General features: G+C 69.0%; 27 protein-coding genes. 13 read left to right on the top strand and 14 right to left on the bottom strand.

The genetic code is table 11. The features are described from left to right. The first annotated feature begins 16 nt into the window (after nucleotides 1-16). From ACQUSM_RS05210 to ACQUSM_RS05190, 5 genes are all read left to right on the top strand, one after another. Nucleotides 17-352, top strand: a complete 336-nt coding sequence (locus tag ACQUSM_RS05210) for a glutaredoxin family protein (RefSeq protein WP_435116431.1) — start codon at nucleotides 17-19, stop codon at nucleotides 350-352. A gap of 110 nt (nucleotides 353-462) precedes the next feature. Next, a complete protein-coding gene (locus tag ACQUSM_RS05205; protein ID WP_053947699.1) occupies nucleotides 463-1,026 on the top strand; it encodes a DUF7110 family protein in 564 nt (187 codons plus the stop codon). A gap of 128 nt (nucleotides 1,027-1,154) precedes the next feature. Further along, a complete protein-coding gene (locus ACQUSM_RS05200) occupies nucleotides 1,155-2,123 on the top strand; it encodes a phosphoadenosine phosphosulfate reductase family protein (protein ID WP_435116429.1) in 969 nt (322 codons plus the stop codon). A gap of 75 nt (nucleotides 2,124-2,198) precedes the next feature. Then, entirely contained in the window at nucleotides 2,199-2,687 is a 489-nt protein-coding gene (locus ACQUSM_RS05195; protein ID WP_435116427.1) for a hypothetical protein, read from the top strand. A gap of 110 nt (nucleotides 2,688-2,797) precedes the next feature. Next, nucleotides 2,798-2,935 (top strand): DUF7503 family protein, encoded by a 138-nt coding sequence (locus ACQUSM_RS05190; protein WP_435116425.1) that lies wholly within the window; start codon nucleotides 2,798-2,800, stop codon nucleotides 2,933-2,935. On the opposite strand, the gene ACQUSM_RS05185 is transcribed toward ACQUSM_RS05190, so the two are convergent. Together ACQUSM_RS05185 and ACQUSM_RS05180 are read right to left on the bottom strand one after the other, a co-directional pair. Continuing rightward, nucleotides 2,919-4,991, bottom strand: coding sequence for a hypothetical protein (locus ACQUSM_RS05185; RefSeq protein WP_435116423.1), 2,073 nt, complete (start codon nucleotides 4,989-4,991; stop codon nucleotides 2,919-2,921). The two genes, ACQUSM_RS05190 and ACQUSM_RS05185, sit on opposite strands and share 17 nt — an antisense overlap. Further along, the gene (locus tag ACQUSM_RS05180; protein WP_435116421.1) at nucleotides 4,988-5,656 is read right to left on the bottom strand and encodes a DUF7504 family protein; all 669 of its coding nucleotides are present in this window, start codon (nucleotides 5,654-5,656) and stop codon (nucleotides 4,988-4,990) included. Before ACQUSM_RS05180 ends, ACQUSM_RS05185 begins: the two co-directional genes overlap by 4 nt. 101 nt (nucleotides 5,657-5,757) lie before the next feature. Between ACQUSM_RS05180 and ACQUSM_RS05175 the strand changes: the two genes are divergently transcribed. Both ACQUSM_RS05175 and ACQUSM_RS05170 read left to right on the top strand, forming a co-directional pair. Next, nucleotides 5,758-6,462 carry a diphthine--ammonia ligase gene (locus ACQUSM_RS05175; protein ID WP_435116419.1) on the top strand — a complete coding sequence of 235 codons (705 nt, stop codon included), beginning with the start codon at nucleotides 5,758-5,760 and terminating at the stop codon, nucleotides 6,460-6,462. 166 nt (nucleotides 6,463-6,628) lie between these two features. After that, entirely contained in the window at nucleotides 6,629-8,263 is a 1,635-nt protein-coding gene (locus ACQUSM_RS05170) for a Na+/H+ antiporter NhaC family protein (protein ID WP_435116417.1), read from the top strand. Between the two features lie 24 nt (nucleotides 8,264-8,287). Here ACQUSM_RS05170 and ACQUSM_RS05165 read toward each other — a convergent pair whose 3' ends face one another. Together ACQUSM_RS05165 and ACQUSM_RS05160 are read right to left on the bottom strand one after the other, a co-directional pair. Beyond that, nucleotides 8,288-10,171 carry an ABC transporter substrate-binding protein gene (locus ACQUSM_RS05165; protein WP_435116415.1) on the bottom strand — a complete coding sequence of 628 codons (1,884 nt, stop codon included), beginning with the start codon at nucleotides 10,169-10,171 and terminating at the stop codon, nucleotides 8,288-8,290. Between the two features lie 164 nt (nucleotides 10,172-10,335). Further along, nucleotides 10,336-10,569: a DUF7542 family protein gene (locus ACQUSM_RS05160; RefSeq protein ID WP_435116413.1), complete on the bottom strand. Its 234-nt coding sequence runs from the start codon at nucleotides 10,567-10,569 to the stop codon at nucleotides 10,336-10,338. Between the two features lie 111 nt (nucleotides 10,570-10,680). On the opposite strand from ACQUSM_RS05160, the gene ACQUSM_RS05155 reads away from it, so the two are divergent. Beyond that, on the top strand, nucleotides 10,681-11,049 hold the full coding sequence (locus ACQUSM_RS05155; protein ID WP_435116411.1) for a cupin domain-containing protein: 369 nt from the start codon (nucleotides 10,681-10,683) through the stop codon (nucleotides 11,047-11,049). Here ACQUSM_RS05155 and ACQUSM_RS05150 read toward each other — a convergent pair whose 3' ends face one another. From ACQUSM_RS05150 to ACQUSM_RS05125, 6 genes are all read right to left on the bottom strand, one after another. After that, entirely contained in the window at nucleotides 11,050-11,781 is a 732-nt protein-coding gene (locus ACQUSM_RS05150) for a hypothetical protein (protein ID WP_435116409.1), read from the bottom strand. Between the two features lie 2 nt (nucleotides 11,782-11,783). Continuing rightward, entirely contained in the window at nucleotides 11,784-12,839 is a 1,056-nt protein-coding gene (locus tag ACQUSM_RS05145) for a protoheme IX farnesyltransferase (RefSeq protein ID WP_435116407.1), read from the bottom strand. 3 nt (nucleotides 12,840-12,842) lie between these two features. Beyond that, nucleotides 12,843-14,624: a cbb3-type cytochrome c oxidase subunit I gene (locus tag ACQUSM_RS05140; protein ID WP_435116405.1), complete on the bottom strand. Its 1,782-nt coding sequence runs from the start codon at nucleotides 14,622-14,624 to the stop codon at nucleotides 12,843-12,845. Beyond that, nucleotides 14,625-15,596 (bottom strand): plastocyanin/azurin family copper-binding protein, encoded by a 972-nt coding sequence (locus tag ACQUSM_RS05135; protein ID WP_435116403.1) that lies wholly within the window; start codon nucleotides 15,594-15,596, stop codon nucleotides 14,625-14,627. A gap of 6 nt (nucleotides 15,597-15,602) precedes the next feature. Next, nucleotides 15,603-15,746, bottom strand: a complete 144-nt coding sequence (locus ACQUSM_RS05130) for a hypothetical protein (protein ID WP_435116401.1) — start codon at nucleotides 15,744-15,746, stop codon at nucleotides 15,603-15,605. 123 nt (nucleotides 15,747-15,869) lie between these two features. Then, nucleotides 15,870-16,838, bottom strand: a complete 969-nt coding sequence (locus tag ACQUSM_RS05125) for a nucleotidyltransferase family protein (RefSeq protein ID WP_435116399.1) — start codon at nucleotides 16,836-16,838, stop codon at nucleotides 15,870-15,872. A 92-nt stretch (nucleotides 16,839-16,930) separates the two neighbouring features. Here ACQUSM_RS05125 and ACQUSM_RS05120 point away from each other — a divergent pair, with 92 nt between their 5' ends. From ACQUSM_RS05120 to ACQUSM_RS05105, 4 genes are read left to right on the top strand one after another with little or no spacing between them, the layout of a single operon-like run. Beyond that, the gene (locus tag ACQUSM_RS05120; protein WP_435116397.1) at nucleotides 16,931-17,221 is read left to right on the top strand and encodes a transcriptional regulator; all 291 of its coding nucleotides are present in this window, start codon (nucleotides 16,931-16,933) and stop codon (nucleotides 17,219-17,221) included. 53 nt (nucleotides 17,222-17,274) lie between these two features. Beyond that, nucleotides 17,275-18,774, top strand: a complete 1,500-nt coding sequence (locus tag ACQUSM_RS05115) for a DHH family phosphoesterase (protein ID WP_435116395.1) — start codon at nucleotides 17,275-17,277, stop codon at nucleotides 18,772-18,774. Between the two features lie 39 nt (nucleotides 18,775-18,813). Continuing rightward, nucleotides 18,814-19,611, top strand: coding sequence for a CBS pair associated ParBc domain-containing protein (locus ACQUSM_RS05110; protein WP_435116393.1), 798 nt, complete (start codon nucleotides 18,814-18,816; stop codon nucleotides 19,609-19,611). A 37-nt stretch (nucleotides 19,612-19,648) separates the two neighbouring features. Continuing rightward, nucleotides 19,649-20,761, top strand: a complete 1,113-nt coding sequence (locus ACQUSM_RS05105) for a M24 family metallopeptidase (protein WP_435116391.1) — start codon at nucleotides 19,649-19,651, stop codon at nucleotides 20,759-20,761. Here the strand turns inward: ACQUSM_RS05105 and ACQUSM_RS05100 are convergent, their stop codons facing one another. The 4 genes from ACQUSM_RS05100 to ACQUSM_RS05085 form a co-directional block, all read right to left on the bottom strand. Next, complete coding sequence (locus ACQUSM_RS05100; RefSeq protein WP_435116389.1) at nucleotides 20,762-21,040, bottom strand: hypothetical protein; 279 nt, start codon at nucleotides 21,038-21,040, stop codon at nucleotides 20,762-20,764. 86 nt (nucleotides 21,041-21,126) lie between these two features. After that, complete coding sequence (locus tag ACQUSM_RS05095; protein ID WP_435116386.1) at nucleotides 21,127-21,990, bottom strand: ABC transporter ATP-binding protein; 864 nt, start codon at nucleotides 21,988-21,990, stop codon at nucleotides 21,127-21,129. Further along, nucleotides 21,987-23,138 carry a FecCD family ABC transporter permease gene (locus tag ACQUSM_RS05090; protein WP_435118287.1) on the bottom strand — a complete coding sequence of 384 codons (1,152 nt, stop codon included), beginning with the start codon at nucleotides 23,136-23,138 and terminating at the stop codon, nucleotides 21,987-21,989. The genes ACQUSM_RS05095 and ACQUSM_RS05090 overlap by 4 nt, the downstream gene beginning before the upstream one ends. A 74-nt stretch (nucleotides 23,139-23,212) precedes the next feature. Next, nucleotides 23,213-23,692 carry a YbaK/EbsC family protein gene (locus ACQUSM_RS05085; RefSeq protein WP_435116384.1) on the bottom strand — a complete coding sequence of 160 codons (480 nt, stop codon included), beginning with the start codon at nucleotides 23,690-23,692 and terminating at the stop codon, nucleotides 23,213-23,215. 85 nt (nucleotides 23,693-23,777) lie between these two features. Here ACQUSM_RS05085 and ACQUSM_RS05080 point away from each other — a divergent pair, with 85 nt between their 5' ends. Next, a complete protein-coding gene (locus ACQUSM_RS05080) occupies nucleotides 23,778-24,134 on the top strand; it encodes a DUF7522 family protein (RefSeq protein WP_435116382.1) in 357 nt (118 codons plus the stop codon). Nucleotides 24,135-24,136 lie beyond the last annotated feature (2 nt).

Raw genomic sequence — 24,136 nt, 5'->3', positions numbered from 1 at the left:
CCTACCTCGTACCGAAATGAGCACTCAGAGCGAACTCACCGAGGAGGAAGTCCGGGAGCAGGTCCAGGAGGTTCTCGACGAGAACGAGGTCGTCCTGTTCATGAAGGGGAACCGGCTGATGCCCCAGTGTGGCTACTCCCAGCGTGCGGTCCAGCTGCTCTCCCAGCACCGCGCGGAGTTCGAGACCGTCGACGTGCTGCCGGCGCTCCCGCAGTACCGGGCCGTGCTCGAGGAGGAGTCCGGCTGGGAGACGATCCCGCAGACGTTCGTCGACGGCGAGTTCGTCGGCGGCAGCGACATCCTCGCCGAACTCGACGAGCGCGGCGAGCTCGCGGAGACCGTCAACGCCTGAACACCGGTAACAACAGCTAAAAGGCTCGCCAGCCTACCAACCGACGTACTATCGCGGTTTCGCCGCCCGCCGCCACCGAACTCCCACACAACCCCATCCCACACCTACAAATGACTGGTCGCGTATTCCGACTCCACTCGACCCTCGAACTGCCACTCGAAGACCTCGAAGCGTTCCTCGAGGATCCGGATCTTCCGCCCGAGCTCGACGACGTCGAGCTCACACGCCGGAACAACACCCTGATCCTGAAAGCGGTCGCGGAGGACGCCGACATCGGGAAGTACACCCCGACCGCCCAGCTCAAAGCCAGCGTCAGCGAGACGCGAGTGTACGAGGAGGAGCCGCCAAAGACCGCCCCGACGTGGGGCCAGGAGGAGGAAGAGGAGGAGATCCCCTCCGAACTCGTCGAGTTCGCCTGCTTCAAGGGCGACCGCGAGACGGTGCTCCAGAACAGCGCGCTGCGCTTCCCGATGTTCCTCGTGCTCCGGGAGCTCGCGCTCATCTCCGAGAAAGGAACCCTCACCGCCGTCCTCGAGAAGGACGGCGACCTGCAGGCCGTCCGCATCGTCGAGGGCGAGGAGCGCCCCGCCAGCGTCGAAGTCGTCGAGAACCCCCGTCAGGGCGACGGCGAGGACGGCGGCGTCAACTGGCGCGACAACGAGTTCATCAGCTGATCGGTCCCCCTTCTGCGGATGCGGTGTGCGGTCGTCGCCGGCTGTGAACCCCTCCACCCGCGAGGCCGACGGACTTCCCGCCATCGAACAAAAGAGATTTGACGCTCTCTAATTACATCTAATTACGGATGAGCGAGTTCCCCGACTACTTGGACGTCGACTACACCGACGGCGAGGGCGAGTCCCCCGAGGACTACCCGAGCCTCGAACACAAGATCGAGAAGGCGATCGAGGTCACCCGGCAGGGGCTGGAGCAGTACGAGAACCCCGCGATCATGTGGACCGGCGGGAAGGACTCCACGCTCACGCTGTACTTCGTGAAGGAGGTCGCCGAGAAGCACGGCCTCGAGATGCCGCCGGCCGTCTTCCTCGACCACTACCAGCACTTCGACGAGCTCATCGACTTCGTCGACCACTGGGCCGAGGAGTGGGACCTCGACGTGCACTTCGCGCGCAACGAGGACGTCGGCGCCTACGTCGACGAGCACGACCTCACGCCGGGCGATGACATCGAGATCTCGGAACTCAACGAGCAGAACCGCCACCACATCCGGAACATCCTCGAGTACGAGGAGGACACGTTCCCGTTCCTGCTCGACACGTACGTCGGCAACCACCTGCTGAAGACGGTGCCGCTCAACAACGCTATCGAGGAGCTGAACATCGACGGCATCGTCTCCGGCGTCCGCTGGGACGAGCAGGAGGCTCGCGCCGACGAGACGTTCTTCAGCCCGCGTCACGACCCCGACATCTACCCGCCCCACGACCGCATCCAGCCGATCCTGCAGTTCGACGAGCGCGCGGTCTGGGACTGCTTCTGGCACTACGTCGTGCCGGACACCGTCGAGGGGTACCCCGACGACGGCTACGTCCCCGACGACGCCGACGACCTGCCCAACGGGCTGACCCAGGACGACATCCCGGTGTCGCCCAAGTACTTCGCCGGCTTCCGCTCGCTGGGCTCGGAGGTCTCCACCGAGAAGAGCGAGGCGAAGCCCGCGTGGCACCAGGATCTCGAGAACACGACCGAGCGCGCCGGCCGCGCCCAGGACAAGGAGGACCTCATGGAGCGCCTCCGCGACCTGGGCTACATGTAGACGGCGGCGACCCTTCACACCCTTCTTCGATCGCCGCTCCCGAAACCAGAAGTCCCCCGAGCTCCAGCTGGGCCCATGGGCTCGTTCGCGGACGACGTGGGGGCGTATCTCCGCCGGGAGCTCTCGGCGCGCCGCCCCGCCGTCCCGTGGGAGACGGAGTACGCTGTCGGCGGCACCCCCGTCGATCTCGGCGGCGCCGCCGGCGATCGGCTCGTCCTCGTCGAACTGGAGTGGCGCCGGGCCGACCCCGCGGACAACACCGCGAAGCTCTGCAGACACGTCGCGGAGGGGAGCATCGACGCCGACGCAGTCGTCGTGTTCCAGCCCTTCACCCGCTACTACGACCTCGCCGACGGCGGCGTCTCCTCGAAGCGGAAGAACGCCGAGTTCGTCGGTCGGACCGCCGCCGACCTGTTCGACCACGTGACGTACCACCCGCTCGACTTCGACGTGGCGCCGCCCAAGCGGGGCGGCGACCGCCCGGACGGGTGGCGCGACGCCGCGGACGCGATCGCCGCGGCGATCTGTGACCGCTTGGCCGGGAACCCCCCGGCCGACGAGTAACTTCGGGGGCGATTCAGCCGCCGAGCCAGCTCCGAACAGTCTTTTCGAACACAGTTACCTATCTGAACTCTTAAGATAAATTATTAATTGAACGGATTCATGCCCGGAACATGGTATCCGACAGTTCCAGCACGGCGGCGTACCTCGCAGAGCACCCGAAGATGGTCGGCGTCCTGTTCACGGCTCTGCTGTTGCTCTCGCAGGCCGGCAGTGTCGCGGGCGGGACGGGCACTACGGTCGGTCCGTAATCGACTCGAACCGCAGCGAGTTCGTCCAGCGCAGCTCACCGTCGACGACGATCGGGGTGCGCTGGTCCGCGAGTCCTTCTTCGTACATCTCCGCCGAGAGCAGGTACTCCGCCACGTCGCCCACGGAAACGTACTGCGTTCCGGTCTCCTCGACGTAGGGGTGGGTCATCGCGCCGACCTGATACCGCGAGGTGGGGTAGGTCCGGTAGGTGACGCGGGCCCGCTCACCGACGACCTCCTCGAGTTCGAGCAGTAGCGGGGTCCCCGTCTCCGACTGCGAGATCGTCACCCGGCCGTCGCCGACGACGACGTAGTTCTGCCGCGAGATCCGCATCCGCCGGATCACGTCGAGCGCGCCGTGGAAGTCGAAGCCGATGTCGAGCAGTCGCGCCAGGTGGCGCCCGGTTTCGGTGGCTTTCGTGTTGCTCACGCTGGTCAGCGTCACCACGCCGCCGAACGCGCCGGCGTCGACCAGCGCTTGGCCCTGCTCGTAGGAGGTACAGCCGTTGAGCAGGAACGCCTCCACCCCGGTCCCCGAGAGCGTCCGCAGGTCGAGGTGGCCGTCGGCGCACTGGACCCCCTCGTCCTCGACGTGGCCGACGTAGTGGAGGAAGCTCGTCTCCGCCCGGAGCACCTCGCGGAGCTCCGCGGTCGTCAGGTCGTGGTGGCTCCGGATCTCGAACCGGAGCATGTCGAGGAAGCCGTACAGCTCCTCGTCGACCTCCTCGAGCATCTCCTCGTCGTTACAGACCAGCGTCACCGTCGTCGTGCTGTCGTCGGCGGGCTGGCGGTCGAGCCGGCGCCGGTAGGCGTCGACGGTCGGCTTCGAGGCGCCCATCGGGAACCCCTCGCCGATCCAGACGTGGCCGTACGTCTCGGTGTCGATCGGCGAGCGGACCGAGTCGTCGACGGCCTCGGCGTTCTGCGTGGTCCGTGTCGACCGCAACAGCCCGCGGTCGTCGTCGGTCCGGAAGAACTCCTCGAGCTCGTCGGGCTCGCCCGGCGCGTTCCCCCGATCGGACAGCGGCGTCGGCGACCGCACCATCGCGAGGTCGTCGACGACGAACGGCAGGATCTCGGCGTTCCGGACCGTCGGCTCGACGTCGGCTGTCAGATGCCACTCCAGCAGGTCGTCAGTCGCGGACCGTGGCACCGAAAGGTACGCCGCGGTCCGCTGGTCGACGGGCATTTCGTACCACCGTTCGGGCGCGATCGAGGTCCGTTCGGCCAGCATCTCCCGCTCGTGGAGATCGACGGGGTAGAGCCCCTCGGTCCGGGTGATACAGTCGAGCAGGAAGCAGTGCCGGAGCGTGTCGGCCGCGGCCGCCGGCAGCTCGCCGGGCAGCGGGAACGACTCGCCGTCGGCGACGATCCGCGGCGTCTCGGCGCCGGTCCGGACCGTCGCGCCGAGGTAGTACGACAGCGGCGCGACGGTGAACACGCTGCTGTACTCGTCGGGGACGTGGATCTCGATCCCCGTCTCCGGCCGTTCGAGCCCGTCCGCGTCGAACGTGTCGCCGAACTCGATCAGGGGCGGGTGGCCTCTGAGCGTCGGGAACGAGCGCTCGGGCGAGGTCGTTTTGAGCGCCGACGAGAACAGCGAGACGCCCCGCGCGACGCCGGCGGGCGTCCGCGGGACGGTGACGGTGCCGGCGGGCCGCTGGTGGAGCGAGCGCGCGCCGACGACCACCGTCGACTCCGTCTCGAAGCTGACTCGGATCCCGTGGTCGCCCTCCGCGATCGTCGCGGGCCCGTCGACGCGGAGGTAGAGCTTCATCGGTGTGTTCGTCGCTTCGAGGAACGTGGTTCCGGTCACCGACTGCTCGCCGTCGACGACCAGCTGTCGCGCCCCGTCCTCCTCCCGGAGGTGGTAGTCGACCACCGTCGGGAGGTACAGCCGCCCGGTCCGGATCCGAGCGGCGTCGTCGACGGGGACGGGGAAGGGGGCGGTCGGCGCAGGCCGGGGATCGACGGGGCCGGCTTCGACGACGTACTCGACCTCCTCGACCGTATCGACTACGCGGAGCCCGCGGTCGACGGCGTCGAACTCGATCACTGCTCGTCGAGCGCGACCCAGTTCGTGGTGCCGCGACCGGGGAGATGCCACCGCTGTTCGGGGCCGGCGGCGCCGGTCCGGAGCTCCAGCCGGGCGTCGAACACGAACTGGAGGTCGGCCACCGCGTCGGCGTCGGCCGCACGCGGGAGGTGGTAGTGGCCCATCCCTCGGGCCCGCCGGACCTCGCCGGTCAGCCGGTAGGCCAGCCGCCGCACCGTCTCGATCCCGTGAGCCTCGAGCAACGTCTCGAGCGAGTAGAGCCCGACGCGGAGCATCGCCGGCGGGAGCGTGTCGCCGTCGGGGCAGCGGCTCCGGATCTCGCCGTCGATCTGCCGGACGAGCGTATCCTCGGCCCGGTCGCCGTCGGCCGGGTCGACGACCGCGCTGCTCCGGAGTTCGCCCCCGCTGATCAGCGTCGCGCGGTCGTCGGCGGGCGACCGATCACCGGGGAACCACCGCTCGGCCGCGGCGTCGCCGTCGGTGAGCGCGAACACGCGGTGGCGCTCCTCCTCGGGGTGGCCCAACAGCCGTCGGGTCGCTCGCCGTGAGATGGCCTCCGGCACGTCGCCGGTCACGAGCACCTGGGGCCCGCGCTGTTTGAGTTCGCGGAACGTCTCCCGGAGCCCCCCACCCTCCCCCCGGGACGATCTGGCCGGACTGCTCATGCGTGTCGATCGGCCCCCGAGGTGAAAAAGTTCGCCCCGATTCGGGCTGAAACCGCCGGCGAACCGGTGCCCGTATGTTTCCGGCCCGGCTGGTGACGCCCATGAGTTGGGTGAGCCTGTTCTCGGGCGGGAAAGACTCCTCGTGGGCGCTCTACCGGGCCCAGCAGGAGGGGCTGGACGTCGGCCGCCTCCTGACGGTCCACCCGGCGGGCGACTCGTACATGTACCACACGCCGGCGACACACCTCGCGCGGCTGGCCGCCGAGAGCGTCGGCCTGCCGCTCGTGGAGGTCGAACCCGACGACTTCGGCGCCGACGACGTGCCCGACGCGGGCGCGCAGGGCGACGCCGAACTCGAACCGCTGGAGGCCGCGCTCCGGGAGATCGCGGCCGACACCGACCTGACGGGCGTCACCGCCGGCGCCGTCGAGAGCGAGTACCAGACCTCCCGGATCGAGGGGCTCTGTGACCGCCTCGGGATCGACCTGTTCGCGCCGCTGTGGCAGCGCGACCCCGAGACGCTCGCGACCGAGATGCTCGACGCCGGCTTCGAGATCGTGATCGTCCAAGTCGCGGCCGCAGGGCTCGACGAGTCCTGGCTCGGCCGAACCCTCGACGCCGACGCGCTCGCGGAGCTTCGGGCGCTCAACGACGAGTACGGCGTCCACCTCCTCGGCGAGGGCGGGGAGTTCGAGACGTTCGTCGTCGACGGCCCACACATGGACCGCCGGATCGACCTCGACCTCTCGACCGAGTGGGAGGGCACGCGCGGGCACGTCGTCGTCGAGGACGCCCGGCTCGAGTAGGCGACCGGACCCTTTCTCGCTGTCTTCTCCGCCGGAGGATTTATGTAGACTTCCCCGTGAGAGACTAGCCGTCACGGTAAGAGGTAACATATGTCACTAAATATAATCGTAGGCGGCACGGGTACCGGGCGGAACCAGACCGCGTATCGTTCGGAGGGAACCACCGATGTCTGAACTGGGGGCGATCGCGCTCCAGACGTCGGAGTTCGGGGCGCTCTCGTTGCTGCCACCGCTGTTGGCGATCGTGCTCGCGATGGTCACTCGCCGGGCGATCCTCTCGCTGTTCCTCGGCGTCTGGTCCGGGGCGGTGATCTACACCGGCGGCCACGGGGTCGTGACGACGCTGACGTGGACCGCCCAGTCGATCGGGGAGAGCCTGTTCAACGCGAAGATCCTGATGATCGTGATGTTCTTGGGTGCGGGCGTCGCGATGATCTGGCGCCTCGGCGGCGCGCTCGCGATCGCCAACTACGCCACCTCACGGCTCGACTCCCAACGGAAGGTCGGGCTCGCGACGTGGATCTTCGGGATGCTGTGGTTCTTCGGGGACTACTCCAACACCGCCATCGTCGGAACCACGATGCGGGACATGGCCGACCAGATGCGGATGTCCCGGGAGAAGCTCTCCTACATCATCGACTCCACGGCCGCGCCGGTGGCGACGTTCGGCATCTCGAGTTGGGTCGTGTACCAACTGAGCATGATCGATCAGGGGTACGAGTCCGCGGGCATCACCGAGCAGGCGCCGGGCTCGTTCGCGGTGTTCCTCCAGAGCATCCCGTTCAACATGTACTGCATCTTCGCGGTCGTGATGGTCGGGATCATCGTCCTCACGCAGCGTGACTTCGGCGAGATGCTCGACGCCGAACACCGCTCCTGGAAGGAGGGGAAGGTGCTCCGGGACAACGCGACGCCGATGCAGAGCGCCGAGGACAGCCTCGGCGACGTGGTGACCGACACCCCGAGCCTCCGGTTCTTCCTGATTCCGGTCGGGTCGCTGATCACGGTCGTGTTCGTCGGCGCGGCGTTCACGGGCGTCACCGGCGCGGGCACGGGCGCCTCGTTGATCCAGATCGTCGACAACGCGGCGTTCGTCGACGCGCTGCTGTGGGGCTCGTTCACGATGGTGTCCGTGTCGATCATCTCGGGCACCGTCGCCGGCCTGATGGATCTCGAGGAGGCGATGGAGACCGTGATCGACGGGTTCAGCATGATGCTGACCGCCGCCTCCATCCTGATTATGGCGTGGACGATCGGCGGCGTCACCACGACGCTCGGGACGGGGACGTACGTCACCAACACGGCGGAGCCGTTCATCACGCCGACGCTGCTGCCCGTGGTGATCCTGCTCGCGTCCGCGGTGATCGCGTTCTCGACCGGCACCTCGTGGGGGACGATGGCGATCGTGACGCCGATCGCGATCCCGCTGGCGTGGCGGATCGGCGGCACCAGCCCGGAGCTGTTGCCGGTCGCGGTCGGGACGGTGTTCAGCGGCGCCATCTTCGGCGACCACTGCTCGCCGATCTCGGACACGACGATCCTCTCCTCGACGTTCTCGGGGGCGGACCACATCGACCACGTCCGGACCCAGATCTACTACGCGATGACGGTGATCTCGGTCGCACTGGTGATGCTGCTGATTTGGGGCGTCACCCGGATCACGCCGCTGATCCTGCTGCCCGTCGGCGTCGGCCTGCTGTACGGCGTCGTGTACGGGCTCTCGGAGTGGGACGCCAGTCGGAAAGGGGTCGATCCGAAGCCGTCGACGACCGAGCAGACGGTCGCGCCCTCGGACGACTGACTCCCGGCTCCCGCGCCGGGTGACTCACTCGGTGCGGTGCCACGCCGGGAAGTCCCAGCCGTTGAAGTACGTCTCGCTGGGGCCCTCGATGTCGCTGGCGTAGCCGATCGTGTTCGAGGGGAACGAGAGCATCCCCATCGGCTGATCGTCGGTGACGTGTCGGAAGATCTCCGTGAGCGTCTCCTGCAGCTCCGCCTCGCTCTCTGCGGCCCGAGCCGCCTCGAACAGCCCCTTCGCGTCCCAGTCGGGGTAGTAGCCGTACGGGTTGTACGAGTCGTCCTCGACGAAGAAGATGCTCGCGGTCGTGGGGTTCAGCGGGTAGGTGTTCAGCCCCCAGACGATCTCCATGTCCCACGCGTTGGCGCTGGTGACCTCACGCGGACCGGCGTTGAACGAGCCGTTCGACCACTCGTAGGCGTCGGGGTTCTCGGGGATCTCCTGCTGCCAGTACCCCGTGTTGAACGTCGTCGTGTCGATACTCTCGGGCTCGACGACGATGCCGGCGTTGGCCTCGATCTCGCTGGCGATGAACTGCGCCTTGCTCCGCTCGATGTCGCTGCCGGCGCTGTAGTAGAGGTCGATCTGACACCGCGTCCCGCTGGGGTTCAGCAGGTAGCCGTCGCCGTACTCGTAGTCGGTGTCGGCGATCGCCTCACGGATCCGGCTCCGGGTGGGCTCGGGGCCGTACAGCTCGCCGACGCCGTACTTCGTGATCTCCTCCTCGTCGGGGTACCACCGCGACCACCGGGGCTGCCACGTGTGCTCGACGTTGGCGTACCCGCGCTGGATCCCCCGAACCATCCGCTGCTTGTCGACGGCACAGGCCAGCCCCTGCCGGAACGCTTTCTTCCGGAAGAGGTTCCCGGGGCCGGTGTTCCACCCGTTGTCCCGCATGTTGTACGTGAGCACGTCGTTGTACGGCTGCGGGACGACCTCCACGTCGACCTCGTCGAGACCGTCCAGTCGGGAGACCTGGTTCGGCGGCACGCCGGCGCTGTCGGTCTCGCCGGCCTCCAGCGCGCCCACCCGCGAGGACTGCTCGGGCACCACTTCGGAGACGAGCCGCTCGAAGTACGGCGCTTCCGCGAACGCCCGGGGCGCGTCCTCGACGTCCCGCAGGTAGTAGTCGTCGTTCCGGCTGAACACGCGGCTGCTCCCCCGGTTCCACTCCTCCAGCGTGTACGCGCCGAGGTTGCCCGTGAACGCCAGCGTGAGCAGTTCTTGGTCCTGCTGGAGCCCCTGCTCGTCGGCCTCGGCGACGTACGGTTCGAGCAGCGCCTTCGGGACGGGGTACAGCAGCGGGTCCTGCGTCTCGGGGTAGAGGAGGTTCGCGGTTTCCAGTTCGATCTGGAACTCCAGCTCCCCCGTCTGCTCGACCGTCACCGAGTCGGGCCAACTACTCGCGGCGGCGGTCGCCGCCCAGTCGGACTGGTGGAGCTGCCGGACCTGATAGACGAAGTCCTCGGCGGTCACTTGTCCATAGGGCTCGCTGAACTCGAGCCCGTCACGGACCGAGGCGGTCCACACCTCGCCGCGGTCCGAGGACAGCTCGTAGAGCTGATCGAACCGCTCGTTGCCCGGGCGGTAGGTGTAGCCGCCGTCGAGGGCGTAGCCGATGATCGTCCCCGCACCCCCCGCACGGTTGTACAGGGGGTTGAGCGTGTTCACCCGCCCCGCCGTCACCGTCCGAAAGGTGCCGCGTACCTCCGGGAGCTCCCCGTCGGTCGCCGTCGGCGCCTCGGTCCCGAACGCGTTCCCCGCCGTCGTCGACGTGGCGGTCGTCTCGGTCTCGTCGCCGCCGGTACAGCCGGCGAGCCCGGCCGTCCCCGCGACACCCAGCGCCTGCAGCCAGCGCCGTCGAGTACTCGTTCCGTCGTCGTGCCGTCGATCCGCAGTCGAACGTCGCACTGTACAGCGTTATTCCCTTCGGGCATTGAAAGGGCTTTCTAAATGCTCAGAAGTAATTTGGCAGTTACCGGGGCTCTCGACGGGCGTAACAGTGGTTTGGGAACACAACCCACTCGAAAATTCGGCGTCGTCACTCCCCATCGATGCCGACGAGGAAGAAACGGCTACTCGCCCTGATACAGCGGCGACTCGGTGTCGGTACAGTCCGGCCGGCCGCAGACGCCGGCTTCGTCGCCCGCGCGCTCGACCCCGGACGCGAGCGAGGGAAGCTCCCACGTCGGGTCGTGGCCCGTTTCGGTGCGGTGTTCCTCGACGAACGCCCGGGCCGCGCCCAGCGAGTCGAACGTCTCGGCGAGGGCGCAGTCGTCGCAGGTGACCGTGACTCGGTCGTCGCTCATACTGGGAGTACGGTCGCCGGACACTTAGCGCTCGTGGACCCGGGTGTTCTCGCTCCGCCGACGAACGTGTTCGGCACAACTGGGAGCCCAGCGCCGGCCGGAGACACGCCCATGCCCGCGACGAGCGTCGACGCCGAACGCGCGTACAGCGACGATCGGTTCACCGCCCGCGAAGTGGCCAGAACGCCCCGCAGCAAGACCGTCTGTGGCTACTTCGAGCCGGGACAGTTCATCCCCGTCCACGCGCCCGACAGCGACGTGACCGTCGTCGTCCAGTCCGGCCACGGCATCGTCCGGGACGGCGAGCGGACCCACGAGGTCGATCCCGGCTCGGTCGTGACGGTGCCCGCCGGCGAAGAGCGCGGAGTCAAGGCCGACGACGAGCGGCTGGAAGCCGTCCTCGTGACGGCGCCGCCGCCGACCGACGCCGAGCACGATCCCGTCCGGAGAGGGATAAAGAACGACGAGTTCGAGCCGTAGCTACCCCTCGTCGACCAACGCCAGCCGACGGGTGTAGCGTCGGACCATCGTGCCGTCCTCGCTCTGGAGCATCACGGTGAACCGCTTCTCGCCGGCGACGGTTTCGATCTCCCGCTCGTGGATCGTGAACTCGTAGGGGGGATCCTCGTCGACGAGCAGCCGGCTGTCGCCGCTCCGTACTTCGATCCGATCGACGCCGTCGGTCTCGCTCAGGTGGCAGTGGACCGCGGTCCCGTTCTCCGTCGTCGACTTCGTACAGAGCAGGTCCGGGCTCACGTCGGCGCCGCTTGACTCCAGTGCGCTCTGGAAGTCGACCACCATCGGCCCAGCGGGGAACGTCCCCAGCACCACGACGGCGGCGAGGAACACTACCAGCATCCCGTTGGGCAGGCGCTTGCCGACGCGCTGTCTGAGCCCCGGAGTTCGCCGCCACCGGAACGCGAGCGGGAGCACAACGAGGTGGTGGATCGGGCCGTAGACGATCAGCAGGAACCCGTACGCCATCGGGTAGCGGAGCACCCCGAGCGACGGGTTGTACGAGTAGACGAGGTTCGACCCGGCCCAGACGAAGAAGCCGAAGAACACCAGCCCGCCGGCTTTCAGCACCCGCCAGCTCACCGAGTTGGCGTAGTACACCGTCTTGAGCGTGCTCCAGGCGTTGCCGACGAGGTCGGCGACGCTGATCGACGGCGCTTCGGTGGTCGGGCCGTCGTCGGTGGAGTCGCCGGCCATCGTCACTCACCCTTCCGCGGCCGTTCGTGCTCCCCGGAGAGCCGGAGTCGGAACGCCGCCACCCCGGCGCTCAGCCGGTCGGTGACGGGTCGCCACTCGCCGCCGACCGACGCCGGGACGCCCCGGAGCGACGGCTGTGCGGTCCACATCCCGACGAACAGCGCCGGCACCGTCGCCAGCGCCAGCAGGCTGCTCCAGGGTGCCATCCCCGGGACGACGCCGCCGGCGCCCCACGCCCCGAACAGCACGGCGAGGAACAGGTTCGACGTGAAGAACGCCCGCACCGCGGCGCGCTCGGTGCCGACACGGAGGAACGGCCGGAACCCCAGCACGAACAGCGCGCTCCCGACGACGGCGGTGGCGGCGTACGGCGGCCCGGCGAAGCCGCCGACTGCGGCGACGGTCGCGACCGTCGACCAGACCGCGTAGCGGATCCCGCGCTGGACCCGGGCGGTCGAGACGACGACCGGGAGCGTCGGCACGTCCACCGACGCGAACTCGTCGCGGTAGACGTACGCCAGCGCCCACGCGTGGGCGGGCGTCCACGCGAACACGACCAGCGCCATCAACACCGGCTCGACGGTGAGCGGGCGCACGGCGCTCCACCCGGCGAGCACGGGGAACGAGCCCGCGGATCCGCCCAGCACCACGCCGAGCCAGTGGCGTCGCTTGAGCGCGACCGTGTAGAGGCCGACGTACGCGGCGAACCCGAGCAGCATGTACACCACCGAGCGCAGGGGGAGCAGCGCGAGCCCCAGCGCCGTTCCGACGAGCAGCAGCGCCGTCGCGAACGCGGCGGCGACGCGGTGGTCGAGGCGGCCGCTGGGGAGCGGCCTGTCAGCGGTCCGCTCCATGTGCCGGTCGAGCTTCCGGTCGTACCAGCAGTTCCACGCCGCCGCGCTCGCGGCGACGCAGGCGCCGGCGACGACGAACCCCGCGAGCGTCGCCGCCGACGCGCCGCCGGCGGCGAGCAGCGAGAACGCGCCGGTGACACAGAGCAGCGTCACGATGCGGGGCTTGACCAGCGACCAGAGGTGTGCGGGGAGTTCGGTGTCCATGGGTTAGGGGCCGATCTGCCAGATCGTCGAGAGCAGGTACCAGTTCAGCGCCCAGAGCGTGACGAACGCCCCGAGGAACACGAGACAGAGCACGAACGTCCCGCGCATGCTGTAGGCGTGGGCGGCTTTCCCCTCGCCGCCGTCGGATCGGAGGTCCGACGAGGATTGCGAACCGTCGGTTCGCTCACCCCCGTCAGTTCGACCACCGCCGTCGGCCGCCGCCCGGTCGACGTCGCCCACGGGGCCGCCTTCGAACGGTTTCCCGAACAGCAGCGACGTGAGGGCGACGACGACGAACAGCGCGCCCCCGAGGATCGCCAGTATCGCGGCGACGCCGAACACCGCGAAGAACGGCTTGGCCGGCGAGAAGCTGAACGCCGTCCCGGGGATGTCCATCACCGAGGGGTGGCGCCGGGGCACGCCGAACAGGATGCCGGTGTACATCATCATCAGGACGGTCAGCCCCATCGCGCCGCCGTAGAGGTACGGCTGGATCTTCGCGAGCGGGCCGAGCGACCATTCACGGCCGAACACCAGCCTGAGGACGTAGTAGCCCAGCCCCATGAACGCCAGCGTCGTCCCGGTCGCGACGGTGGCGTGGAAGTGACCGACCGTCGCGAGCGTGTTGTGCCAGGTCATGTTGAGCTGCATCTGGCCCATCATGACGCCGGTGATCCCGCCGAGGAAGCCGAACAGGATGATGCTCAGGATGGTCGCCGAAAAGCCCGGATCGTCCCACGGGCTCGACCAGAGCCAGCCGAACAGGCCGCCGGCTTTCCCCTTCGCCCGGCGGCCGACTTCGAGGCCCGCCGGGATCGCGAACGCGTGGATCATGCTCGCCACCACCGCGCCGTAGGCGGCGTAGGAGGTGTTCCACATCCGCCAGCCCGCCGAGACGACGGGGTCGGACATCAGGTGGTGGGCCGCGCCGAGGTTGATGAAGAACAGGTACAGCACGAACGCCGCCCGCGAGACTTTCTGACTCGCGACGACGGCGCCGCCGACGACGTGGGTCAGGAAGTACCAGACGGTGATCATCGCCAGCAGATTGATCTGCTGGCTCCCGTGGCCGATGATCCAGTACATCTGCCGGTAGAACGCCGGGTCGAGGCTCTCGAAGTAGCCGACACGCCACAGCAGCGTCGGCACGTAGGTGACCAGCCCGCCCAGCAGCGCCTCCAGCGCGACGATGCTCGTGATGAACGCGCCGAAGGTGACAAGCGGGAGCGTCTCCGTCGGGTTCTCCTGCTGGTGGTGCCAGATCGTCGCGAGGAACGGCACCGCGGCGACGATGGCGCCGAGGACGAACACGGTCGCCCCGAGGTAGAACTGCCAGCTCGAGGGCAGCGGGACGTAGGAGGTGAGCAGCGGCGCCTGATTGGGGTACTCGGTGAACAGGATGGCGGCGTTGACGAGCACCGCGCCCGCGGCCATCACGACCCAGCCGACTTTCGCGACCCGCGGCAGCGAGAGCCGGCGGCCGAGCACGAACGGGCCGCCGACGTAGAGGATCGCGATCTCCATGAACACCATCCAGAAGATGAGCAGGTTCCAAGCGTGGACGCTGAGGTACGTGTAGAAGTCACCCGCCGAGAGCAGGCCGATCGCCTCCCAGCGCGTCAGCGCCACGGCCAGCGCGAACGCCCCTCCGATCGTGAGCGCGAGGATCGCGGTCAGGCCGTACAGTTTCACCATGTCCTCGGCGGACTCGTGGATGCTGAGCCCGGTGACGCTACACTCCCGGAAGCCGTCGCTGTCGTACTCGTAGGTGCTGAATCCGAACATCTACACCACCTCCACGACGCCCTTCATCCCGATGCCGAGATGGGGCTCGCAGTAGTACTTGTACACGCCGCTCGTCTCGAACGTGTGCTCGATGCTGTACCCCTCGTTCTCGAGGGACTCGTGTCCGCCCCAGTCCGCGCCGTCGGGCTGGGAGTCGACCAGTAAGTTGTGGTTGTTCGACGCCCACTCGAACGTCACCGTCGTCCCCTCCGAGACGGCGACCGCCGGCGGGTCGAACACGGCGGCCCCGTCCTCCCCGCCGACGGTGACGGTGACCTGCTCGGCGCCGGTCTCGTCGACGGTCGTCCCGTCGTAGTTCTCGGTCGCACCGCCCGTGGCGTCGCCGGTGAACCAGCCGCCGTAGTCGGCGTCGCCGCCCGATCCGCCGCTCTCCTCCGGCGCGGTGACGGCGGACTCGTCGTAGTCGCGGACGAGGAACTTCCCGTGCATCGAGCGGTGGCCCTCGCCGCAGAACTCGTTGCAGACCACGTGGTACGTGCCGGGGTCGTCGAACGTCATCTCCAGCACCCACTCGTAGCCGGGAAGCACCTGCAGCGAGATCTGCTGGCTGAGGTTGTCGGCGTTGCGCACGGAGAAGCCGTGCTGCACGTCGTAGGAGCCGAGGTGGAACCGGTACGTCTCGCCGGGCTTGAGCACCGCCGGCAGCCCGTCCCACCCCCACTGGAGCGCGCCGACGTACACGTCGTTCTCGGGGGGAACGAGCAGCTCCTCGCCGTCGACGGTCAGCGTGCCCGCCGACTGTTTGTACGTCTGTACCTTCTGCCGGAGCGCTTCTGTCGAGACGTCGTACGTCTCTCCGGTCTGGTTCTGCGCGCCGAACTCGGTCCAGCCGAGCATCCAGCCGAACAGCGTCAGCGCCCAGACGCCGCTGATGCCCAGCCAGATCGACTCGCGGCGGTTGATCTTCTCGCTCCACCAGTCGTCGTCGGGGGAAGTGAGTGGGGAGTCCATCGGTGATCACCCCATCGGGACCGTCAGCACGTCCACGATCCCCCAGACGACGTACGCCAACATCCAGTAGATGATGGCGGCGAGCGCGAGCAGCCAGATGCTGTCCAGCAACTGCTGTGGCCACGGTGGCGTCTCACTCTCCGTCGACATACCCGAAACTGGACACAACAACCCCCTGAACCTACTCCCGAACGTATTCGCCGTCGCGGCTACGGGGAGCGATGCGACTCGCGGTTCGGGAACGAGCGTGAGAACGGAAACTGAGAACGAGCCCTACTCCTCGCGGTCCGCGATCTCGGAGTGGGCGCCGACGAGCGCGCCCGAGAGATCTAGCCCCTCGACGTAGCTCGCCGTGTCGACGATCGAGTCACGCAGCGAGGAGTCGACGACCGTGGCGTCGTCGAACACGACGCTCCGGTCGAGGCGCCCCCCGTCGACGGTCGCGCCCGACATCACGTGGACGTTCTCGCCGAGTTCGGCGTCGACGGTCGCGTCGTCGGCGATCAGGTTCTCCCCGTCGAGCTTCCACTCGACGGCGTCGAGGTAGCTCTCGGGCGTCCCGATGTCGAACCACGCGCCGTCGAACGTGAACGCGTGGACGGCCTCGCGGGACTGGAGCCACTGGACGAACCAGCCGGGCTCGTCGGGGTTGTTCTCGCCGGCGAGATACTCGTCGAACTGCGGCAGCGTCTCCGCGGGGAACGCGTAGCAGGCGATGGAGACCAGCGTGCTCTTGGGCTGCTCGGGCTTCTCCTGGAAGTCGACGATGCGGTCGCCGTCGAGCTCGACGAGGCCGTACGAACTCGCTCGCTCCTTCGAGCCGACGTCGTAGGCGGCGAGACAGGGCGTCCCCTTCTCCTGGAAGAAGTCGCCGAACTCCGCGAGATCGAACGAGATGAGGTTGTCGCCGGCGACGACGAGCAGGTCGTCGTCGATCCCCTCGCGGTCGATGAGCTGGGCCAGCGCGCCGACGACGCCGAACTTCTCGTCCTCGTCGACGGTCTCCTCGACGGAGACGACCGGCTTCTCGAACTCGCTGTCGGCGAGGTAGTCGCGGAAGTCGTCGGCGAAGCGCTCGTTGGTCGAGACGTACACCTCGTCGACGCGGCTGTCGGCCTCCAGATCGGCGAACACGTCGTCGATGACGGTCCCCTCGCCGACGGGGAGGAACATCTTCGGGCGGTTGCGGGTGATCGGCCAGAGACGCGTGGCGTAGCCGCCCGCGAGAACGATAGCCTTCATGGCACCGTGGTCGGGATGGAGACGGTAAACGCTTTTTCAATTCTCTCCCCGCGGGCGGAAAGGCGTTTGTTCGCGCCGCCCCAACGGCGCCCATGGAGGAGTCGACTACCCGCCAGCGGATCGTCGACGCGCTCAGAGGGGAGCCGGCGACGCCGCGGGCGCTGTCCAAGCGCGTCGGCGTGCCGACGAGCGTCGTCTACGACCACGCCCGACACGTCGCGAAGAGCCTCGCGAACGACGACGAACAGCTGCTGGTCGCGCCGCCGGAGTGCAAGGAGTGTGGGTTCGACGGGTTCGACGACCCGCTGTCGGCGCCGAGTCGGTGTCCCGAGTGTAACTGCGAGCGGCTCACCGAGCCGCAGTTGGTGGTGGAGTCGCGGTAGCGCGCTCATCTCGGGACGGTAAGGTTTTCCCGCACCCACCTACTGCCACGGGTATGGTCACCCGGCTGGTGCTGGGCTGTGGCGCGGTCGGCTTCGACCTCCTCCAGCGGCTTCCCAACGGGGAGACGACCGTCGTCACCGACGACGAGCCCCGCGCCGAGAGCCTCCGCGAGGCCAGCATCGCCGCCGTCGAGGGCGATCCCACGGACCCGGCGGCCCACGCCCCCGACGCCGACATCGTGCTCGTCGCGAGCGACGAGCCCGAACGCAACCGGACCGTCGCCGCGGCCGCCCGCGAGACGTTCCCCGACGCGATGCTGATCGCGTACGCCGGCGAGGGGGCACGACCCGACACCGTCGACGCGATCCGCGAGACGGTCGACCGCCTGATCGATCCGACCGAGGCGCTGGCCGGCCGCGTGCTCGACCGGACGGTCGGGTTCGAGAGCGAGCGCGCACGCGGCCTGCGCGGGGCGCTGCTCGCCGCCGAGGAGCCCGTCGCGGTCGTCGCCCACGACAACCCCGACCCCGACGCCATCGCGAGCGCGGTCGCGCTGTGTCGGCTGGCCGACCGGATCGGCGTCGACGCCGAGCCCTGCTACCACGGCGAGATCAGCCACCAGGAGAACCGCGCGCTGGTGAACCTCCTCGATCTCCCGATCGTCCGGCTCGAACCCGGCGACATCGAGGAGTACGGCGGTGTGGCGCTGGTCGACCACTCCCGGGCCGGCGTGAACGACAGCCTCCCCGAGAACACCGAGATCGACGTCGTGATCGATCACCACCCGCCGCGGGGCGCCGTCGACGGCGAGTTCGTCGACCTCCGCAGCGGCGTCGGCGCCACGAGCACGCTGCTCGCGGAGTACCTCGACCGGTTCGACGTGTCCGCCGACACCACGACCGCGACCGCGCTGCTGTACGGCATTCAGGTCGACACCAAGGAGTTCACCCGCGAGGTGTCGAAAGCCGACTTCGCGGCCGCGGCGTCGCTGATCCCGGACGTGGACGCCGACACGCTCTCCCGGGTGGAGTCGCCCAGCCTCTCCATCGAGACGGTGTCCGTACTGGCCGCGGCGATCGAGAGCCGCACCGTCGACGACGGCGCGCTCTCGACCTGCGTCGGCGAGGTGCGGGACCGCGACGCGCTGGCACAGGCCGCCGAGCGCCTGCTCGACATGGAGGGCGTCCAGATCACGCTCGTCTACGGGTTCATGGACGAGACGATCTACATCTCCGGCCGCGCCCGCGGCTCCGACCTCGACCTCGGGGAGACGCTGCGGGACGCCTTCGGCGCCATCGGCGACGCCGGCGGCCACGCGGACATGGCCGGCGCCCAGATCCCGCTGGGGATCCTCGCCGAGACCGGGCCCGACCGCACCGGCTCGCTGACGGACATCGTCAGGGAGGTGATCGAGGGGCGCTTCTTCGACGCGCTGTCGGACGCGCCCGACGCCCCGACGGCCGACGACTCGCTGGAGTACGACTACGCCCCCGAGGGCGCGGCGTCGGTCGCGCTGCCGTACGAGGAGGGCCGCGACGACACCGAGCGCTGAGCCTGTCCCTTTTTCGTCGCCGGGCCCGAACGGCGAGTAATGAGTGCCAAAGCGCGGGTCAAGGAGTACATGACCCGGGAGGTGGCGACGGTCGACGCCGACGACACGGTCGGCGACGTGGCGCGACGGATCGCCGAGAGCGACCACAACGGGTTCCCGGTGACCGACGGCCGGAAAGTCGAGGGGTTCGTCTCCGCGCGGGACCTGCTGCTGGCCGACGAGGCGGCGCCGATCTTCACCGTGATGGTTGAGGACATCGTCGTCGCCCACCCCGAGATGGACGTGACCGACGCCGCGCGGGTGATCCTGCGCTCGGGGATCCAGAAGCTGCCCGTCGTCGACGACGCGGGCAACCTCACGGGGATCATCTCAAACACCGACGTGGTGCGCAGCCAGATCGAGCGCGCCACCCCCGAGAAGGTGGGCGAACTGATGGAGACGCTCCAGCACATCCACGACGTGACGGTCAGCGAGGAGCGCCGGCAGGTCCGGCTCGACGACCTCGTCCCCACGCAGGACCGCGTGTACGCCGACGAGCTCGAGGGGCGGCGCTACGAGCTCGAACACGGGCTGGCCGAGCCGCTCGTCGTCATCGCGAACGCGACCGGCGACAAGGAGCTCCTCCTGCTGACCGACGGCCACCATCGCGCGCTGGCTGCCGACCGCTCGGACATCGAGGAGATGGACGCCTACGTGATCGTCGTCGAAGCCGACGAGCCGATCACGCTGGGGATGGAGCGCACCGCCGAACAGGAGGGGCTGGACTCCATCGACGACGTGGCGGTCGTCGACTACGCACGCCACCCGCTGATCGAGACGACAAAGCGACTGCAGTAGGCGGCAGCTATTCCTCCCCCGCGGCGCATCTCCCCCTGTGCACGACGACAGTCTCCGACGCCGAACACGGGCTGCCCAACAGCGACTCCGCGACCGCGGCGACGACGGGCTCGTCCTATTTCCCAGCCGGAACCTCCGCTACCTCGCGGGCTACTCGGAGAACCCCGGCGAACGCCACTTCCTCCTCTTTCTCCCCGCGGAGGGCGATCCCGTCTTCCTCGTCCCGGCGCTCTCCGGCGAGCAGGTCCGCGAGGCGTCGTGGGTCGGCGACGTGCGGACGTGGAGCGACGCCGAGGATCCCGTTCCGACGATCGCCGAGATCGCGGCCGAACTCGGGATGGCCAACGGGCACCTGCTCGTCGACGACACGATGTGGGCGCTGTTCACGCAGGACCTCCGCGAGGCGCTCGCCGACGCCACGTTCGGCCTCGCGAGCGAGGTGCTGGGCGACCTGCGGGTCCGGAAGGACGACGCCGAACTCGACGCGATGCGCCGGGCGGGCGCCGTCGCCGACGAGACGGTTCGGGACCTGCGGGCGATGGGCGAGGCGGCGCTCGGGCTGACCGAGGCCGAGCTCGCCGCCGAGATCGAGGAACTGCTCGAAGCCAACGGCGGCACGGGCGTCGCCTTCGAGACGATCGTCGGCGCCGGCCCGAACGGCGCGAAGCCGCACCACCACCACTCCGACCGGGAGATCGCGCCCGGCGAGCCGGTGGTGCTCGACTTCGGCACCCGGGTCGACGGCTACCCATCCGACCAGACGCGGACGCTCGTGTTCGGCGGCGAGCCCAGCGATCGGTACCGCGAGGTGCACGAGGTCGTCCGCGAGGCGCAGCAGGCGGGCGTCGAGGCAGTCGAGCCGGGCGTCACGGCCGAGGCCGTCGACGCCGCCACGCGCGAGGTGATCGAGGAGGCGGGCTACGGCGAGCAGTTCATCCACCGCACGGGGCACGGCGTGGGGCTCGACGTGCACGAGGAGCCGTACATCGTGGAGGGGAACGAGCGCGAGCTCCGGCCGGGGATGGTGTTCAGCGTCGAGCCGGGGATCTATCTCCCCGGGGAGTTCGGCGTCCGGATCGAGGACCTCGTGGTCGTCACCGAGGACGGTTGCGAGCGACTGAACGACACCGACCGCGGCTGGCGCTGCTGACTAGATCGTGTCGTCCGGGTCGTGCTGGGCGGCCATGCGGTCGGCCTCGGCGGCGTACTGCTCGCGCTTGTCGTCGCCGGTCTCGCCGAGGTTGCCGGGCTCGGCGTCGATCGCCGCAGTGGTGTCACGCCGGTCGCCGAAGGAGGTCAGCGCGCGCTCCTTCCGGAGGTAGCGCTCCCCGTCGGGCGTGGCGTAGACGAGGATGACGATGTTCTGCTCGTCGTCGGAGTAGGTGCGTTCGACCAGCCAGACGCGGACGGCGTCGCTGTCGTCGGCCATGTCGGGACGAACGGTCGGGCTCGTGAAAACGCTTCAGGCCGGCCTCGTCGCGTGAGAACGCCGGCAGGGCCGGCGATCTCGCGCCGTCACTCCTCGTCGACGGGTTTCCGGGGGACGATCGTCGGCCCCTCCGGGCCGAAGCCGACCTCGGCCTCGACGCCGAACACGTCCTCGAGCAGGTCCGGCGTGACCACCTCGTCGGGCGGCCCCCACTCGTAGGGCTCGCCGTCGCGGAGCGCGATGAGGTTGTCCGCGAAGCGGGCGGCCTGCCCGATGTCGTGGAGGACGACACAGACAGTCACGCCGCGCTCCTCGTTGAGTTCGCGGGCGGCACGCAGCACCCGGAGCTGGTGGTGGAGATCGAGGAACGTCGTCGGCTCGTCGAGCAGCAGCGCGTCGGTCTCCTGTGCGAACGTCATCGCGAGCCACGCGAGCTGTTGTTGCCCGCCGGAGAGCCCGCCGACCGCGCGGTCGGCGAGGTGGGAGACGCCGACGCGTTCGAGCGCGCGGTCGATCGCCGCGTGGTCCTCCTCGCTCAGCGACTCGAAGAAGCCGCGGTGCGGGTAGCGCCCGTGAGCCGCGAGCTCCCGCACCGTCGTCGACGCCGGCGCGTCGTTCTGCTGGGAGAGCAGGCCCAGTTTCCGGGCGAGCTCGGTCGTCTCGTACTGCTCCACGTCCCGGCCGTCGAAGTAGACCATCCCGTTCTCCGGCGAGAGCTCGGCGTTCATCGACTTCAGCAGCGTCGACTTCCCGCTGCCGTTCGGGCCGACCAGCGCGGTCACCTCGCCCGCGGGTACGGTCAGCCGGTCGAGCTCGACCACCGGCTCGCCCGGCTCGTACGCGAGGCTGAGGTCGCTCGCCTCGATCCCGGGCGGCGCCTCCTCGCCGTCGGTCGTCTCGCCGCTCGGTCCGACAGTGCTGTCCCCGTCCGGGGTGTCGTGTTTGCTCATAGCTGACCGACCTCCGTGCGACGCATCAGGTAGAGGAAGTACGGGCCGCCGACCAGCCCGGTGACGATCCCCACCGGGAGCTGCGTCCCGGGGATCGCCAGCCGCGCGCCCACGTCCGCGACGACGACGAGCGCGGGGCCGGCGAACGCGCTGCCCAGCACCACGCGCTTGTAGTCCGAGCCGACGAGCTGACGCACCATGTGCGGGACGATCAGGCCGACGAAGCTGACGATCCCCGCGACGGCGATCGCGGTGCCGGCCGCGAGCACCGCCACGCCCGACAGCAGGAATCGAACGCGCTCGACGGACATCCCCAGCGAGCGCGCGGTGCGCTCGCCAAGCAGCAGGACGTTGAGCTGTCGGGCGCCCGCGAGCGTGATCGGCACGGTCGCGATCGTCCACGGCAGCGCGATCCGGACCTGCTCCCAGTCGACGCCGGTCAGCGAGCCCGTCGTCCACGAGATCGCCGACTGGACGACGCCCAGATCGTCGGTGAAGAAAAAGAGCCCCGTCTGGAGGGAGTTGAACACCGTCGAGACGATCACGCCCGCGAGCACCAGCCGCACGGGGTTGGTGCCGCCCTTCCACGCGATCGCGTAGACGAGGCCGAAGGCGACGGCGCCGCCGCCGGCGGCGATCAGCGGGAGGAACGACGCCAGCCCGGTGAACACGACGAGCGTGAGCAGGATCGCCAGCCCCGCGCCCGCGGAGACGCCGAGGATGAACGGGGAGGCGAGCTCGTTGCGGGTCACCGCCTGGAACACCGCCCCCGAGATCGCGAGGTTCGTCCCGACCATCATCGCGACGAGCACTCGCGGCAGGCGGATCCCCCAGACGATCAGCGTCTCGCGGCCGAGTTCGACCTCCGCGGTCGAGAAGCCGAAAAACTCCGCGGCGCGTGTGCCCAGCCCGTCGCCGAGCAGCAGCCGCAGCGGGTACTGGGGGTTGGTCCAGACGGCCGGGTCGAACACGGCACCCCACGCGTCGAGAATCGACATCGTGTACGTCCCGAAGCTCACCTGTACCAGCCCGCCGACGCCGACGATCAGACAGCTCCCGAGGATCAGCGCCGCCACTCGGGAGTCGATCCACGAGACCGCGGCGCGGAGCTCGGGGACGATCTCTCCCGTCTCACTCGCCACGACGATCTCCCCCGCGTTGCATATGATTTAGGCAGCCCTAAATGGGCATAAGGGTAGCGATCCGCCGCCACCCGATCGCGTCACTCGGTGAACGCGACCGCCTCGGCGTCGGCCGTCTCGCGGAGTCGTTCGGGCTCGATCGACCACATCGACGTGGGCGTTCCCGCGGCGGCCCAGACGGTGTCGTACGCGAGCAGCGCGGGGTCGAACAGCGTCGGCAGGTCGCTCTCGTGGCAGATCGGCGGGACGCCGCCGATCGCCCACCCCGTCGACGACCGCACCAGATCGGGCGAGGCCATCGACACGTCCCCCACACTCACTCCGGCCCACTCGGCGATCGCCGCCTCGTCGACACGCTCGGCGCCGGAGGTGAGACAGAGCACTGCGTCGCCATCGACGTCGAACACGAGGCTGTTCACGATCTGCCCGATCTCGCAGTCGACCGCCTCGGCGGCGTCGGCGGCCGTCGGCGTCCCCTCCTCGGGGAACTCGACGGGGTCGACCGCGAGCCCGTAGCGCTCCTCGGCGAGCTCCGCGAACTCCGTGACGCGTGCGTGCATACACCGTGGATCGCCGGCGGGGTGTTTGTGTCTGTCGGGTGGATCGGCGTTAGATTGATAATCGTGTGCATTGTTAATGAGGGACATGGTTCGATCGGCGGACAACGCGACCGACCAGCGGTTGAGCGCCCTCGAACACGCCTGCCGGGGCGTCGTCGGCGACCGGCTTCGGAGCGTCAGCGTCGACGGCCCGGAGTACAGCGGGACGCTCTACCGCCGGAGCGACCTCGCGCCCGGCGCCGACGGCCCGGTTCACGAAGTCATGGCCGAGGGGGCGTCGTGTGCGGTGTTCGCGGACGGCGGTCGAACGGTCTGTGAGTTCGACCGCGGCTACGTCACTCGGATCCGGATCGGCGACACCAGCGTCGTCGCCACCACGGACGGGCTGAAGATGGATCGCGAGTCGGAGCTCTCCGCGGCGGTGCGTGGCGTCTTCGAGTAAAA

It is taken from the genome of Halolamina sp. C58 (genome assembly GCF_051195095.1).
Lineage (GTDB): Archaea > Halobacteriota > Halobacteria > Halobacteriales > Haloferacaceae > Halolamina.
Note: the sequence above shows the minus strand (reverse complement) of the source record. Positions and strands in the feature narration are given on the sequence as shown.

What these genes read in the sequence shown, in the direction of transcription:
- ACQUSM_RS05210 (WP_435116431.1), top strand. Translation starts at nt 17, where the DNA reads ATGAGCACTCAGAGCGAACTCACCGAGGAGGAAGTCCGGGAGCAGGTC.
- ACQUSM_RS05205 (WP_053947699.1), top strand. Translation starts at nt 463, where the DNA reads ATGACTGGTCGCGTATTCCGACTCCACTCGACCCTCGAACTGCCACTC.
- ACQUSM_RS05200 (WP_435116429.1), top strand. Translation starts at nt 1,155, where the DNA reads ATGAGCGAGTTCCCCGACTACTTGGACGTCGACTACACCGACGGCGAG.
- ACQUSM_RS05195 (WP_435116427.1), top strand. Translation starts at nt 2,199, where the DNA reads ATGGGCTCGTTCGCGGACGACGTGGGGGCGTATCTCCGCCGGGAGCTC.
- ACQUSM_RS05190 (WP_435116425.1), top strand. Translation starts at nt 2,798, where the DNA reads ATGGTATCCGACAGTTCCAGCACGGCGGCGTACCTCGCAGAGCACCCG.
- ACQUSM_RS05180 (WP_435116421.1), bottom strand. Translation starts at nt 5,656, where the DNA reads ATGAGCAGTCCGGCCAGATCGTCCCGGGGGGAGGGTGGGGGGCTCCGG.
- ACQUSM_RS05175 (WP_435116419.1), top strand. Translation starts at nt 5,758, where the DNA reads ATGAGTTGGGTGAGCCTGTTCTCGGGCGGGAAAGACTCCTCGTGGGCG.
- ACQUSM_RS05170 (WP_435116417.1), top strand. Translation starts at nt 6,629, where the DNA reads ATGTCTGAACTGGGGGCGATCGCGCTCCAGACGTCGGAGTTCGGGGCG.
- ACQUSM_RS05160 (WP_435116413.1), bottom strand. Translation starts at nt 10,569, where the DNA reads ATGAGCGACGACCGAGTCACGGTCACCTGCGACGACTGCGCCCTCGCC.
- ACQUSM_RS05155 (WP_435116411.1), top strand. Translation starts at nt 10,681, where the DNA reads ATGCCCGCGACGAGCGTCGACGCCGAACGCGCGTACAGCGACGATCGG.
- ACQUSM_RS05150 (WP_435116409.1), bottom strand. Translation starts at nt 11,781, where the DNA reads ATGGCCGGCGACTCCACCGACGACGGCCCGACCACCGAAGCGCCGTCG.
- ACQUSM_RS05145 (WP_435116407.1), bottom strand. Translation starts at nt 12,839, where the DNA reads ATGGACACCGAACTCCCCGCACACCTCTGGTCGCTGGTCAAGCCCCGC.
- ACQUSM_RS05140 (WP_435116405.1), bottom strand. Translation starts at nt 14,624, where the DNA reads ATGTTCGGATTCAGCACCTACGAGTACGACAGCGACGGCTTCCGGGAG.
- ACQUSM_RS05135 (WP_435116403.1), bottom strand. Translation starts at nt 15,596, where the DNA reads ATGGACTCCCCACTCACTTCCCCCGACGACGACTGGTGGAGCGAGAAG.
- ACQUSM_RS05130 (WP_435116401.1), bottom strand. Translation starts at nt 15,746, where the DNA reads ATGTCGACGGAGAGTGAGACGCCACCGTGGCCACAGCAGTTGCTGGAC.
- ACQUSM_RS05125 (WP_435116399.1), bottom strand. Translation starts at nt 16,838, where the DNA reads ATGAAGGCTATCGTTCTCGCGGGCGGCTACGCCACGCGTCTCTGGCCG.
- ACQUSM_RS05120 (WP_435116397.1), top strand. Translation starts at nt 16,931, where the DNA reads ATGGAGGAGTCGACTACCCGCCAGCGGATCGTCGACGCGCTCAGAGGG.
- ACQUSM_RS05115 (WP_435116395.1), top strand. Translation starts at nt 17,275, where the DNA reads ATGGTCACCCGGCTGGTGCTGGGCTGTGGCGCGGTCGGCTTCGACCTC.
- ACQUSM_RS05110 (WP_435116393.1), top strand. Translation starts at nt 18,814, where the DNA reads ATGAGTGCCAAAGCGCGGGTCAAGGAGTACATGACCCGGGAGGTGGCG.
- ACQUSM_RS05100 (WP_435116389.1), bottom strand. Translation starts at nt 21,040, where the DNA reads ATGGCCGACGACAGCGACGCCGTCCGCGTCTGGCTGGTCGAACGCACC.
- ACQUSM_RS05095 (WP_435116386.1), bottom strand. Translation starts at nt 21,990, where the DNA reads ATGAGCAAACACGACACCCCGGACGGGGACAGCACTGTCGGACCGAGC.
- ACQUSM_RS05085 (WP_435116384.1), bottom strand. Translation starts at nt 23,692, where the DNA reads ATGCACGCACGCGTCACGGAGTTCGCGGAGCTCGCCGAGGAGCGCTAC.
- ACQUSM_RS05080 (WP_435116382.1), top strand. Translation starts at nt 23,778, where the DNA reads ATGGTTCGATCGGCGGACAACGCGACCGACCAGCGGTTGAGCGCCCTC.